This window comes from Micromonospora sp. CPCC 206171, from assembly GCF_036906755.1.
GTDB lineage: Bacteria > Actinomycetota > Actinomycetes > Mycobacteriales > Micromonosporaceae > Micromonospora > Micromonospora purpureochromogenes.
Genome location: NZ_JBAKHT010000010.1, coordinates 56509 through 69148 on the forward strand (window position 1 = coordinate 56509; position 12640 = coordinate 69148).

Here is a 12640-nt window from a genome sequence, read left to right on the forward strand (position 1 = left end):
GAGCCGTGGTGCGGTCGAATCCGTTCAGTGTGCCCGCGGTGGCGCGGTCGATTCACGCACCACCAGCCGAGTGGGCAGGATCACCGGAGGGGTCGGTGGGTCGTCCGGGCCCCCGCCGACCCGCTGGTCGGGGACCCGGCCGGCGTACGGGCCGGTGGTGCGGGTGCCGAGGGGGTCGAGCAGCAGCCGGGCGGCGAGCCGGCCCTGCTCGGCGGCGGGCTGGGCGATGGTGCTGAGCCCGAGCACGCTGGCCAGGTCGTGGTCGTCGACGCCGATCACACTGACGTCCTGCGGCACCCGCAGCCCGGCGTCGCGCAGCGCGGTGATCGCGCCCATCGCCATCTCGTCGCAGGCGGCGAAGATCGCGGTGGGCGGCTCGCCCCGGGTGAGCAGTTCGGCGGTGGCCCGGTTGCCGCCGTCGATGGTGAACTGCGACTCGACGTCGAGGCTGGGGTCGGGGCGGATCCCGGCCGCCCGCAGCGCCTCCCGGTAGCCCCGGCGCCGGTCGAGGTGGGTGGTGAAGGCCAGTTCGTCGTCGGGGTCGCCGGAGATGTGGGCGATCCGGCGGTGCCCCAGGTCGAGCAGGTGCCGGGTGGCGGTGCGGGCGGCGGCCACGTCGTCGATCCGGACGCAGGGCCAGCCGGGCACCACGGTGCCGGAGCTGATGGTGATCCCGGGCAGGTCCAGCGCGCCCAGCGCGGTCAGGTCGGCCGGCCGCAGGGGCGTGGCGACCAGCATGATGGCGTCGACGCGCTTGTGCAGGTTGGCGTTGCGCAGCACCCGCTGCCGGATCTGCTCCCGGCCGCCCAGGTTGTACAGGAGCAGGTCGTACCCGGCCTGGTGGAGGAACTCCTCGACCGCCTCCACGACGGTGCCGAAGAACCAGCGGGTGATCCGGGGGACCACCACGGCCACCGTCCCGGTCCGGCCGCCGGCCAGCCGCGAGGCGCTCGGCGAGACGGCGTACTGGAGCTGCTCGGCGGCGGCGAGCACCCGGCGGCGCGTCGCGGCCGACACCGTGGGCAGGCCGCGCAGCGCCCGGGAGACGGTGGCCGTCGAGACCCCGGCGAGTCGGGCGACGTCATCAATCTTCGTCATGGTGTTCCCCCGCTCCGCGCCCGGCACCGCCGCCGCCCGCCCGGCGGGCGGCGGCGGTACGAGGCCTCAGCCCTTGACGCTGCCGGCGAGCAGGCCGCGGACGAAGTAGCGCTGCAGGGACAGGAACACGATCAGCGGTACGACGATCGAGACGAACGCGCCCGCCGTCAGCCGCTGCCACTCGTTGCCCCGGGTGCCGGCCATCTCGGCCAGCCGGACGGTCAGCGGGGCGGTCTCGTTGCCACCCCCGGCGAAGATCAGCGCGACCAGCAGGTCGTTCCAGACCCAGAGGAACTGGAAGATGCCGAAGGCCGCCAGGGCCGGGGTGATCAGCGGCAGGACGATGGTGCGGAAGATCTTGGGGTGGGTGGCCCCGTCGACCCGGGCCGCCTCCATCAGGTCCCTGGGCAGCTGCGAGATGAAGTTGTGCAGCAGGAACACCGCGAAGGGGAGCGCGAAGCAGGTGTGCGCGAACCACACCTGGGCGAACTTCTGCTCGTCCACCAGGTCCCAGGCCGGCATCAGGGTGACGCCGGCGACGGTGACGCCGGTGGAGAAGAACTTGAGCAGCGGGACCAGCGCCATCTGCAGCGGGACGATCTGCAACGCGAAGATCGCGATGTAGAGCCAGTCCCGGCCCTTGAAGTTGATCCAGGCCAGCGCGTACGCGGCGAGCGAGGCGAAGGCGAGCGGGAACAGCACCGAGGGGATGGTGATGGCCAGCGAGTTGATGAAGTAGCTGGCGAGCTGACCCGAGGAGGACGAGCTGCCGAAGAGCACCTCCTGGTAGTTCTCCAGGGTGAACTGCGGGTTGGTGAAGAACGTCCACCAGCCCGTGCTCTTGATCTCGTCCTCCGGCCGGAACGAGGACACGAAGAGGCCGAAGGTCGGGATCGTCCAGAGCAGCGCGATGACGATCGAGATCAGCGTGGCCGTACGACTGTTCAGCCGCTTGCGGACGCGTCCGGCGGTGGTGGTCTTCCCGGTGGCCTGGGTGCCGGCCGGGACCGTGGGCGTGGCGGTGCTCATCTCAGCCCTCCCGCTGCTGACGCAGGTTGCGGATCTGGTAGATCACGATCGGGACCACCAGGATGAACAGGAAGACGGCCAGCGCCGAGCCCTGCCCGTTCTGGCCGTACCGGAACGCCTGGTTGTACATCTCGTTGGCGATCACGCTGGTGTCGTAGTTGCCGTTGGTCGCGGTCCGGACGATGTCGAAGACCTTGAGGGTGGCGATCGACAGCGTCACCACCACCACGATCAGCGCGGGCCGGATGCTCGGCATGGTGATCTGCCAGAACATCTGCCAGGGGGTGACCCCGTCGAGGCGGGCGGCCTCCACGATGTCCGCCGGGATCGCCTTGATCGCGGCGGAGAGCACCACCATCGCGAAGCCGGCCTGGATCCACACCATGATCACGATCAGCAGCAGCGTGTTCAGCGGGGACTCCAGCAGCCACTGCTTCGGCTCGCCGCCGAGGCTGACCACGATCTGGTTCAGCAGGCCGATCTGCTCCTGGCCCTCGCCGCGGTAGGCGTAGACGAACTTCCAGATGATGCTGGCGCCGACGAACGAGATCGCCATCGGCAGGAAGATCAGCGACTTGGCGACCGCCTCGAACCTGGCCTTGTCGACCATCACCGCGTAGAGCAGGCCGAACGAGGTGGCCACCAGCGGGACCAGCAGCACCCAGACCAGGGTGTTGAGCAGGACCCGGACGATCGAGTCCTCGGAGAACATCCAACCGTAGTTGCGCAGGCCCACCCAGTCGTTGCTGCCGGCGTCCATGAAGGAGAGCAGCGTGGTCCGGATCGCCGGCACCACCAGCCCGATGGCGAGCAGCAGCAGCGTCGGCAGCAGGAAGAACAGGGCGAACAGCCCCTCCCGCGGCTTTCGTCGGCGGGGCAGTGGGGCCCCGCTCGCCGAGGCGGCGACCAGTTGCGCCTCCCGGCGGCGGGCGAACCAGGCGGGGACCACGTCGAGCAGCAGGAGCAGCCCGCCCACCACCACGACGAAGGCGAGCAGGCCGTACCCCAGCATGAAGAACTTGGGCTGTTCCTCCAGCCAGTCCATCGACCCTCCTTCAAGGGCTCGGTTGCGGGGGTGGCCCGGTCCGCGACGCGGACCGGGCCACCAACTCAGATCACTTCCAGCTGCCCTCGATGCCGTTGAGGACGGTCGCGGTGTCCTTGCCGTTGACCCAGTCGGTCATGCCCTTCCAGAAGGTGCCCGCGCCGACCGCGGCCGGCATCAGGTCCGAGCCGTCGAAACGGAACACGGTCTTCGGGTCCTGGAGGATGCCGACGGAGAGCTTGTCCACCGGGTTCGGCACGTTGGCCAGGTCGAGCTTCTTGTTCGCCGACAGCCAGTCGCCGATCTTGGCGCGGCTGTTGACGTACTCGCCGGAGGCCAGGTAGGTCTGCACCGCCTGGACCTCGGGACGGTCGGCGAAGCCCGCGACGAACTCGCCGGCACCCAGCACCGGCTTGCCCTTGGCCGGGTCGATGGCCGGGAAGTAGAAGGCGAAGACGTCGCCGTCCTCGGCCACCTTGGTGCCCTGCGGCCACTGGTTGGCGTAGAAGGACGCCTGGCGGTGCAGCGCGCACTTGCCGGTGGTGATCGGGACGCCCGCCTCCTGGAAGGAGGTGGTGGCGATGCTCTTCACCCCGCCGAAGCCGCCGTTGACGTACTTCTCGTTCTTGAGGATGGTGCCGGCCTTGTTCACCGCGTCAGCGACCTTCGGGTCGTTGAACGGGATGCCGTGGGTGGTCCACTGGTCGTAGACCTCCGGACCCTGGGTCCGGAGCATGACGTCCTCGATCCAGTCGGTGGCCGGCCAGCCGGTGGCGTCACCGGACTCGATGCCGGCGCACCACGGCTTGGTGCCGCTGGCCGCGATCGTGTCGCTGAGCTTGATCAGGTCGTCCCAGGTGGTCGGAACCTGCCAGCCCTTCTCCTTGAAGGTCTTCGGCGAGTACCACACGTACGACTTGACGTTGGAGCCGAGCGGAACGCCGTAGAGCTTGCCGTCGACGGTGCTGTACTTCAGCCAGTCGGGGGTGAAGTTCTGCTCGGCCAGCGCCTTGGTGTCCGCGCCGACCGTCTTGACCTTGCCCGCGTCGACGAACCGCTTGAGCAGACCCGGCTGGGGGATGAAGGCCAGGTCGGGGGCGTTGCCACCGTCGACGCGGACGCCGAGCTGGGCCTCGAACTCGCCGCTGCCCTCGTGGTCGATCGTGATGCCGGTGCAGTCCTCGAACTGCTTCCAGGACTGCTCCAGGCGGTCGGCCTCGATGTCCCGGATCGACGAGTAGATCGTGACCTTCTTGCCGTCGTGGCCCTGGTACTTCTCATATGCGGCGCACTCGGGGGAGCTCGCCTTGTCGCTCTTCTTGTCGTTGCCGGTGCCGCAGGCGGTGGCGCCGAGCGCCAGCCCCAGTACGCCGGCGATCGCGAGAGCCTGGCGTGATCTGGCAAACGCCATGCCGTTCTCCTTCCTTGCCGGCGCGTGGAGGAGTCGAAGCCGCGCCGGTCCGATGGTCGTCTCCACATGTAAGCGCTTGCATCACCTCCGGTCCAGCCCTGGCCGGACACGGCCCGGTAACAATCCCGAAACCCGCCCACCGGCTGTGGGCACGCTCCCGCGCAGTAGCCGCGACCTGCACCGCGCGCCACTTCCCATCGATGGAGGTTTCTGCCACGCTGTGCCCAGCAGATTGAAGAATCTCAACATTGGAGGTGCTGGATGCGTAGACGGTGGTGGAGTCTCGCCGCGGCCGCGCTGCTCGCCTCGGTGGCCCTGGTGGCCCCGGCGAGCCCCGCGCTGGCCGCGCCGACGTTCAAGGTGCCGTTCCCCTGCGGCCAGTCCTGGTCCGGGCAGACCCGGTCCGACCACAGCCCGGCGTACGCGATCGACTTCAACCGCACCGACGACCTCGGCGACCCGGTGGTGGCCAGCGCCCCCGGCACCGTCGACCGGGTCACCGACCTCGGCGGCACCAGCTACGGCAAGTACGTCCGGATCGACCACGGCGGCGGCTACACCACCTACTACGCCCACCTCAACGGCTTCAACGTCTCGGTCGGCCAGACCGTCGGCTACGGCAAGGTGATCGGCTGGGTGGGCAGCACCGGCGGCTCCACCGGGCCGCACCTGCACTACGAGCAGCGGCTCAACGGCAACGACATCCAGGTGCGGTTCAACGGCGCGCTGGCGCTCTACTGGGGCACCAAGAGCTACAGCAGCGACAACGCCTGCTCCGGCGGCACCGCCTCCGGCACGGTCAACACCGCCGGCGCGGACCTGACGGTGCGCTCCGGCCCCGGCACCGGCTACAGCGCGGTCGGCTCGGTCGCCGACGGCGCCACGGTGACCATCTACTGCCAGACCACCGGCACCACGGTCACCGGCACGTACGGCACCAGCTCGATCTGGGACCGGATCGGCTCCGGCCGGTTCATCTCCGACGCGTACGTCTACACCGGCTACGACGGCTGGATCCCGAACGTGCCGCGCTGTTGACGCGCGCGGACGCGTGGCGGGGCTCCGGCCGGGCCGGGGCCCCGCCACGTCGGGTCAGCCCGCCGACAGACCCCGGACGCACAGCGCCGGGGTCGTCGCTCCCGGATCTCCAGGTCTGGGAGGACGGAGATTCCGGAAGCGACGACCCCGGCGGGTCCGGTGACGCGAAACCAGCGTCAATTGAAGATGCTGACACCACCCGGGCCGACCAGCAGGCCCACCACGATGAGGACGACGCCCCACAGGATCTGCCGGCGGAACAGCGCGAGAATGCCGGCGACCACGAGTACGACTGCGAGAATCCAGAGAATCAGCTCCATGGCGGCTGAATACCCGCCTCTCCGATCCCGGAAACCTGGGAGATCATTCGAGGTGATCGCCCAGGTGGAAGATGCTGTACGCCTGCTTGATCACGGGGTGTGCGACGTTGCGGACGCGGACCCCGCCGGGGGTGGTGCCCCGCTCGGTGCCCGCGTGGGCGTGCCCGTGCAGGGCCAGTGCGGTCGGTGCCGAGTCGATCGCCTGACCCAGCTGGTACGACCCCAGGAACGGATAGATCTCCAGCGGCTCGCCGGCGAGCGTGTCCGGCACGGGGGAGTAGTGGGTGAGCGCGACCAGCAACTCGCAGTCCAGCTCCCGCAGCGCCTTGCCCAGCGCCTCGGCGCTCTCGTTGGTCGTCCGGACGAAGGCCTTCATCTCCGGCTCCCCGAAGTCGCTGGCGCACCGGCCGGCGAAGCCACCGCCGAAGCCCTTGACCCCGGCCACGCCGAGCCGGCCGGCGGCGCACTCCACCACCGTGCCCGTCCCCTCCAGCACGGTGATCCCGGCGTCCTGGAGCACCTTGACCACCTGCGGCACCTGGTCGCACTGGTGGTCGTGGTTGCCGAGCACGGTGATCACCGGTACCCCGAGCCCGCCGAACTCCCGCGCCACGCAGCGCGCCTCGGACTCGGTGCCGTGCCGGGTCAGGTCCCCGGCGAGCAGCAGCACGTCGGCGCAGTCCGGCAGCTCCTCCAGGGCCGGGCGGAACCGGCCGACCACGTCCTCGTCCACGTGCACGTCGCCGACGGCGGCGATCCGGATCATCGTCGGACCCTCCTCACGGCAGCTCCTCGACCTGGGTGGGCGCCTGCGCGCGGATCACCCCGATGTCGCTGGTGATCGGCAGGTCCGGGAAGCGCTCCGAGACCCGCCGGAGGATCTCCTCCCGCCGGTGCGGGGTCTCCACCTCGCCGTAGAGGACCAGGCCGCGTTCCCGGTGGACCACGGTGATTCCCTGCTCGGCGACGTCCGGATCCTCGGCGAGCAGCCGGTGGATCTCCGCCTCGACGTACTCGTCCGGCGGGCCGGCGCCATGCTCGGTCACGGTGTCTCCTCTCCCTCGGGGGTGCGGGCGTACGGCACGGGCATGCCGCCGTACGGCACCACGTCGAGCCGGTCCAGCAGCACCAGGAACGCCTCGGCGTACGGCGAGTGCCGCGTCTCCTTCCGTACCCGTTCCCAGTCGATCTGTTCCCGCAGCGAGCGGGCCAGCGGCAGGCCGCGGGCGAAGTCGCAGTAGTGCTGCGAGAAGCTGAGCAGCTTGTGCACCATCAGCCGGGTCGCCGACAGCACCGGCATGTGGATGGCGTCCACCGGGCGCACCACGGTGTCGGCGAAGGTCTCCTCGGTCACCGGGGTCTCGATCGGTCGGTGGATCAGGTCCACCATCCGCCCCTCGTCGTAGACCTTGACCAGCCAGTCCTCCGGGGGACGCTCGGCGGTGAAGCCCTCGGCGACCAGCGCCTCCAGCGCCCGTTCGATGTCCTCCTCGCGGAGCAGGAAGTCCACGTCGTGCTCGCTGGAGTGGCCGCCGTGCGCGTAGACGGCGAAGCTGCCGCCGAGGGCGAAGGGGATGTCGTTCTGCTTGAGCACGGCGGCGACCCGCTTGAGGGTGTGCAACAGGCTCTCGTCCCCGCGCTCGGCCATCTGGTTCTCCCGTCGTCGTGAAGGTGGACAGGCGGTCGGAAATGACGTTGCGTACCCGGCCCGCCCGCCACCCACACCTGGGCGGGGATCAGAGACTGGTCACCGGGCCACCAATCGGGCAAACCGCCGGGACGCGAGCGCCGGTCGGATAACCTTTCCAGGGTGGCCAGATCACTGCGGGCGACCGGCGGCACGGCCCGACTTCGCCGCGTCGCCCTGATCGGCATCGACGGCTCGGGCAAGACGACCCAGGCGCACCGGCTCGCCGACACGCTCACCGCGGCCGGCCGGCCCGCCACCTACCACCGCAACGCCGGCGGCCGGCGCTGGCTCGGCCGACTCGCCAACCGGCTCGGCCGCCCCGACGCGCAGCGCCTGGTGGGGCGCAACGGCGTGCTCGCCGTGGAGTCGGTGCTGCGCTGGCTGGCGATCGCCGCCGCGCTGCTGAGCTGCCTGGTGACCGGCCGCACGGCCGTGATGGACCGCTACTCCGCCTGCCAGTACGCCAGCATCCGGGCGCACGGCGGGCAGCGCTGGGAGCGGCTGGCCCGGGTCGGCTACCGACTCTTCCCGGCCCCGCAGGTCACCTTCCTGCTCACCGTGGACCCGGCGGAGGCGTACCGGCGGATCGAGCGGCGCGGCGACGACCACGAGACGATGGGCTGGCTGACCGCCGCCGACACGGCGTACCGCACCCTGCCCGAGTACCCGAGCTTCGTGCTGATCGACGCCGGCGGCGCGCCGGAGGACGTGGCGCGGCGCATCCGCGCCCACCTGGCGGCCTGGCTACCGCCCGAGGCCGGCCCGCCGGTCGTCGACGCGTCGGCTGCCGACGTGCCGGTCGCCGCGGCGATCCGGGCGCGGTCGCCCGTTCAGGCCCGCCCGTAGACCGGGACGGCCGCCCCGCTGGTCGGCGCGGAATCGTCCGAGGCGAGGAAGCGGACCACCGGGGCGATCTCGGCCGGGGTCACCCAGCGGCGGTGATCGGCGCCCGGCTGGGCGGCCCGGTTCGCCGGGGTGTCGATCACGCTGGGCAGCACCGTGTTGCAGCGGACGCCGGAGGCCCGGTACTCGACCGCCACCGCGTTGGCGAAGGCGAGCACGGCCGCCTTGGCGGTGGCGTACCCGGCCGCCCCGGGGAACGGCGCGAGCGCGGCCCGGGACGAGACGCAGACCACCGCGCCGCCGCCGGCCGCGATCAGGTGCGGTAGCGCCGCCTGGGTGACCAGGTAGGTGGGCCGCAGGTTGATCGAGAGCATCCGCTCGAACTCCTCGACCGGGGTCTCGTGCACCCGGCCGCCGCTGGCGTACCCACCGACCAGGTTGACCACCGCGCGCAGCGGCGCGGCGGGGTCGTCGGCGGCGGCCCGCACGGCCCGCTCGACGCCCGCCGGGTCCATCAGGTCCGCGGTCACCCGGACCGGCCCGGACGCCGCCGGCCCCGGCCCGGTGCCGCTCTCCCGCTGGGGTACGACCACCCGCCAGCCCGCCTGGACGAAGGCGGCGGTGACCGCCCCGCCGAGTCCGCCCGTTCCTCCGGTGACCAGCACGCTGCGATCCGCCATGCGGGACACCGTAGCGTGGGGTTCGACGGCGACGGATGGGAGCGTCATGCTGCGGTGACAAAGCATACGCTGCCGGAACGTGACGCGCGCGGGGGATACTTGTGTCGGATACGCGCGGTGATGGTTGACGGGCCACCGTTTATGAAAGTAAGTTTCATCCGTGGCGAAGAGTACGAAGATTTCTGCGAGTCACGAGCCGGGTGGGCTGATCGTCCACATCAGCGGCCTGCTCCCCTCGCTGTCGCCCGCCGAGCAGCGGGTGGCCCGGTTGGTCGTCTCCGACCCGGCTGACGCCGCGCGGCGGACCATCACCGATCTCGCCACCGCCGCGGAGACATCCGAGGCCACCGTCATCCGGTTCTGCCGGTCGGTCGGCATGGACGGTTACCCGCAGTTGCGGATCCGGCTCGCCGCCGAGGCCGCCCGCCGGGTCGAGCCGCCGGACGCCCGGGTCGTCGGTGGTGACATCCCGCCCGGCGCGGACCTGGCGCAGATCATCGCCACCATCGCGTTCAACGACGCCCGGGCCGTGGAGGAGACCGCCGAGCAGCTCGATCCGGCGGTCTGCGAGCGGGTGGTCGACACCATCGCCGCCGCCGGCCGCATCGACGTCTACGGCGCCGCCGCCAGCGGCTTCGTCGCCTCGGACTTCCAGCAGAAGCTGCACCGCATCGGCCGCACCGCCTTCTACTTCCCCGACATCCACACCGCGCTGACCTCCGCCGCGCTGCTCGGCAAGGGCGACGTCGCCGTCGGCATCTCGCACACCGGCACCACCTCGGACGTCATCGAGGTGCTGGAGCAGGCCCGGGCGCGGGGCGCCGCGACCGTCGCGCTGACCAACTTCCCCCGCTCGCCGATCACCGAGGTGGCCGACTTCGTGCTCACCACCGCGGCCCGCGAGACGACCTACCGCTCCGGCGCGATGGCCAGCCGGCTCGCCCAGCTCACCGTCGTCGACGTGCTCTTCGTCGGGGTGGCCGCGCGGAACCGGGCGCGGGCCCGCAAGGCCCTGGAGGCGACCGCCGAGGCGGTCCAGTCGCACCGGGTCGGCCCCGGGCGGAGGCGCGGGTGACCGCCGGTCGGGTGGAGCCGGACGAGGCAGCGACCGTGGTGAGCCGACCGGTGGTCCGGGTGGGCGCCCCGACGGAGCGCCGCAACCCGGACAGCGCCGACCTCGACCTGATGTCGACCCGGGACGTGCTCACCGTCATCAACGACGCCGACCGCCGGGTGCCGGCCGTCGTCGCGGCCGTCCTCGACGAGATCGCCGCGACCGTCGACCTGGCCGTCGCGGCCCTGCGCGGCGGGCACCGGGTGCACTACTTCGGCGCCGGCACCTCCGGCCGGCTCGGGGTGCTCGACGCCGCCGAGCTGGCCCCCACCTTCAACTCCCCGCGGGACTGGTTCTGCGCCCACCTGGCCGGTGGCCCGGACGCGATGTGGCGCGCCGTCGAGGACGCCGAGGACGACGAGCGGGGTGGCGCCGCCGAGGCGGCCGAGTGCGTACGACCGGGCGACCTGGTCGTCGGCCTGGCGGCCAGCGGGCGCACCCCGTACGTCCTCGGGGCGCTCGCCGCAGCCCGGGCGCAGGGTGCCGCCACGGTGCTGCTCTGTGCGAACCCGGAGGCGCAGGCCGCCTCCTCGGTCGACGTGTTCATCGGGGTGGACACGGGACCGGAGGTGGTCACCGGGTCGACCCGGATGAAGGCGGGCACCGCGCAGAAGCTGGTGCTGAACAGTTTCTCCACGGCCGTGATGGTGCGCCTCGGCCGGGTCTACTCGAATCTCATGATCGACATGGTGGCCACCAACGCGAAGCTGCGCGGCCGGATGATCTCGATCCTGATGGAGGCCACCAACTGCTCGGAGGAGATCTGCCGGAGGGCCCTGCACGAGGCCGCCGGCGATCTCAAGACCGCCCTGGTCTCGCTGGTCTCCGGGGCCGAGGTGTCCGCCGCCCGGGCAGCCCTGGCCCGCAGCGCGCACCAGGTGCGCGGCGCGCTCGCCCTGCTCGCCTCCTGACCCTCGCCGGGCCCCTCCGCCGGCCCCCCCGGTCCGCCCACGACCGGGTGAGACGTGGAACACGTCGCGGATGGGACGTCCCGCACGCCCCGGATTGTTGTCCAGGGGGCGGGGTAATCAATCCCGGAGCGGATGAACCGACCGGTACACCGGCGCGTATCTGGCAGTGACCAGGATCGCAGCCGGGCGGTGACGAGGGTCGCTGCGTCGTTGGGGTCGCAATGGTGCGATTGCCAGGGGCGGAGGTCGATTTCCCCTGATCCGCCAGCCTGTTCGTGATGCGGAGTCGGTGAGCCCCGAATGGGCGCTGACAGCAAACGTGGACTTGGCTTACAGCTGATACTCAGGCATTCGTGACACTTTCGACTCACGACATGGAATCCCCGAGACGTCTCATCTGTTGTGTAGGTGTCAGCACCGACGGGCACAGCGGAGGTTACGGGGGAGGGCCGATGGACGTGGGGATGGCAAGGAACCGGGCAACCGGCGCGAGCGAGGGGACCGTGGGCAACGTGGACAAGAACATCGGCATGCGGACCGACGAGGTCGCCGAGGAGCGCGACCTGGTCGGCGTCTACCTGCACGAGATCTCCCGGACGCCGCTGCTGGACGCCGCCAAGGAGGTCGAGCTCTCCAAGGCCATCGAGGCCGGCCTGTACGCCGAGCACCTGCTCGGCGAGGACCGCGTCCCCGAGGGCGTCGACCGGGACGACCTGGAGCGCCTGGTCGTCGAGGGCGAGCGCGCCAAGGATCTCTTCATCCGGGCCAACCTGCGGCTGGTCGTCTCGATCGCCCGCCGCTACGTCCGGTCCGGGATGCCCATGCTGGACCTGATCCAGGAGGGCAACACCGGCCTGGTCCGCGCGGTGGAGAAGTTCGACTACGAGCGCGGCTACAAGTTCTCGACGTACGCGACCTGGTGGATCCGTCAGGCCATCAGCCGGGCGATCGCCCAGCAGGAGCGGACCGTGCGACTGCCGGTGCACCTGGTCGAGGACGTCAACCGGATGCGTAACGTGGCCCGGCAGCTCACCCGTGAGCTGGGCGGCGACCCGGAGCCGGAGCAGATCGCGGCGGCCCTCGGCGTCACCGTCGAGCGGGTCAACGAGCTGGTCCGCTGGTCGCAGGACACGGTGTCGCTGGACACCCCGGTCGGCGACGACGGCGACACCAGCCTCGGCGACCTGGTCGCCGACAGCGACGCCCCGTCGCCGGAGGAGATCGTCCTCACCGGCCTGGAGCGGCAGCGGATCGAGGGTCTGCTCAACCACCTCGACGACCGGTCGGCCGGCATCATGCGGGCCCGGTACGGGCTCGAGGACGGTCGGGAGCACTCGCTCACCGAGGTCGCGTCGCGCTTCTCGCTCTCTCGGGAGCGGATCCGCCAGCTGGAGATCCAGGCCCTCGGCCGGCTCCGCGAGCTGGCCCGCTCCGAGGGGCTGCAGGCAGCCTGACCTGGTA

Annotated in this window: 13 protein-coding genes and 1 pseudogene; 5 read left to right on the top strand and 9 right to left on the bottom strand. The window is 71.2% G+C overall.

Going from position 1 to position 12640, the window contains the following annotated elements:
- Nucleotides 1-24: 24 nt before the first annotated feature.
- From V6U89_RS14190 to V6U89_RS14205, 4 genes are all read right to left on the bottom strand, one after another.
- Complete coding sequence (locus V6U89_RS14190; protein WP_334571466.1) at nucleotides 25-1098, bottom strand: LacI family DNA-binding transcriptional regulator; 1074 nt, start codon at nucleotides 1096-1098, stop codon at nucleotides 25-27.
- A gap of 66 nt (nucleotides 1099-1164) precedes the next feature.
- Nucleotides 1165-2127 (bottom strand): carbohydrate ABC transporter permease, encoded by a 963-nt coding sequence (locus tag V6U89_RS14195; protein ID WP_154942333.1) that lies wholly within the window; start codon nucleotides 2125-2127, stop codon nucleotides 1165-1167.
- A gap of 1 nt (nucleotide 2128) precedes the next feature.
- Complete coding sequence (locus tag V6U89_RS14200; protein WP_334571467.1) at nucleotides 2129-3172, bottom strand: carbohydrate ABC transporter permease; 1044 nt, start codon at nucleotides 3170-3172, stop codon at nucleotides 2129-2131.
- Nucleotides 3173-3242: 70 nt separating this feature from the next.
- Nucleotides 3243-4583, bottom strand: a complete 1341-nt coding sequence (locus V6U89_RS14205) for an ABC transporter substrate-binding protein (protein ID WP_334571469.1) — start codon at nucleotides 4581-4583, stop codon at nucleotides 3243-3245.
- Nucleotides 4584-4844: 261 nt separating this feature from the next.
- On the opposite strand from V6U89_RS14205, the gene V6U89_RS14210 reads away from it, so the two are divergent.
- Nucleotides 4845-5621: a peptidoglycan DD-metalloendopeptidase family protein gene (locus tag V6U89_RS14210; RefSeq protein WP_334571470.1), complete on the top strand. Its 777-nt coding sequence runs from the start codon at nucleotides 4845-4847 to the stop codon at nucleotides 5619-5621.
- A gap of 176 nt (nucleotides 5622-5797) precedes the next feature.
- Here the strand turns inward: V6U89_RS14210 and V6U89_RS14215 are convergent, their stop codons facing one another.
- The 4 genes and pseudogenes from V6U89_RS14215 to V6U89_RS14230 all read right to left on the bottom strand — a co-directional run bounded on the left by V6U89_RS14215 (nucleotide 5798) and on the right by V6U89_RS14230 (nucleotide 7664).
- Nucleotides 5798-5941, bottom strand: a complete 144-nt coding sequence (locus tag V6U89_RS14215; RefSeq protein ID WP_165947907.1) for a GPGG-motif small membrane protein — start codon at nucleotides 5939-5941, stop codon at nucleotides 5798-5800.
- Nucleotides 5932-6707, bottom strand: a pseudogene (locus tag V6U89_RS14220) (metallophosphoesterase family protein). Before V6U89_RS14220 ends, V6U89_RS14215 begins: the two are co-directional and overlap by 10 nt.
- Nucleotides 6708-6720: 13 nt before the next feature.
- Complete coding sequence (locus V6U89_RS14225; RefSeq protein WP_088960633.1) at nucleotides 6721-6987, bottom strand: hypothetical protein; 267 nt, start codon at nucleotides 6985-6987, stop codon at nucleotides 6721-6723.
- Nucleotides 6984-7664 carry a nucleotidyltransferase gene (locus V6U89_RS14230; RefSeq protein WP_334571471.1) on the bottom strand — a complete coding sequence of 227 codons (681 nt, stop codon included), beginning with the start codon at nucleotides 7662-7664 and terminating at the stop codon, nucleotides 6984-6986. The genes V6U89_RS14225 and V6U89_RS14230 overlap by 4 nt, the downstream gene beginning before the upstream one ends.
- Nucleotides 7665-7751: 87 nt before the next feature.
- Between V6U89_RS14230 and V6U89_RS14235 the strand changes: the two genes are divergently transcribed.
- On the top strand, nucleotides 7752-8477 hold the full coding sequence (locus V6U89_RS14235; RefSeq protein ID WP_334571472.1) for a dTMP kinase: 726 nt from the start codon (nucleotides 7752-7754) through the stop codon (nucleotides 8475-8477).
- Here the strand turns inward: V6U89_RS14235 and V6U89_RS14240 are convergent.
- Nucleotides 8462-9154: an SDR family NAD(P)-dependent oxidoreductase gene (locus V6U89_RS14240; protein WP_334571473.1), complete on the bottom strand. Its 693-nt coding sequence runs from the start codon at nucleotides 9152-9154 to the stop codon at nucleotides 8462-8464. The genes V6U89_RS14235 and V6U89_RS14240 overlap by 16 nt on opposite strands.
- 160 nt (nucleotides 9155-9314) lie before the next feature.
- Here V6U89_RS14240 and V6U89_RS14245 point away from each other — a divergent pair, with 160 nt between their 5' ends.
- From V6U89_RS14245 to V6U89_RS14255, 3 genes are all read left to right on the top strand, one after another.
- Nucleotides 9315-10229 (top strand): MurR/RpiR family transcriptional regulator, encoded by a 915-nt coding sequence (locus V6U89_RS14245; RefSeq protein ID WP_334571474.1) that lies wholly within the window; start codon nucleotides 9315-9317, stop codon nucleotides 10227-10229.
- Nucleotides 10226-11179 carry an N-acetylmuramic acid 6-phosphate etherase gene (murQ, locus tag V6U89_RS14250; protein WP_334571475.1) on the top strand — a complete coding sequence of 318 codons (954 nt, stop codon included), beginning with the start codon at nucleotides 10226-10228 and terminating at the stop codon, nucleotides 11177-11179. The genes V6U89_RS14245 and murQ overlap by 4 nt, the downstream gene beginning before the upstream one ends.
- A gap of 464 nt (nucleotides 11180-11643) precedes the next feature.
- The gene (locus tag V6U89_RS14255; protein ID WP_334571477.1) at nucleotides 11644-12633 is read left to right on the top strand and encodes a sigma-70 family RNA polymerase sigma factor; all 990 of its coding nucleotides are present in this window, start codon (nucleotides 11644-11646) and stop codon (nucleotides 12631-12633) included.
- The last annotated feature ends 7 nt before the right edge of the window (nucleotides 12634-12640 follow it).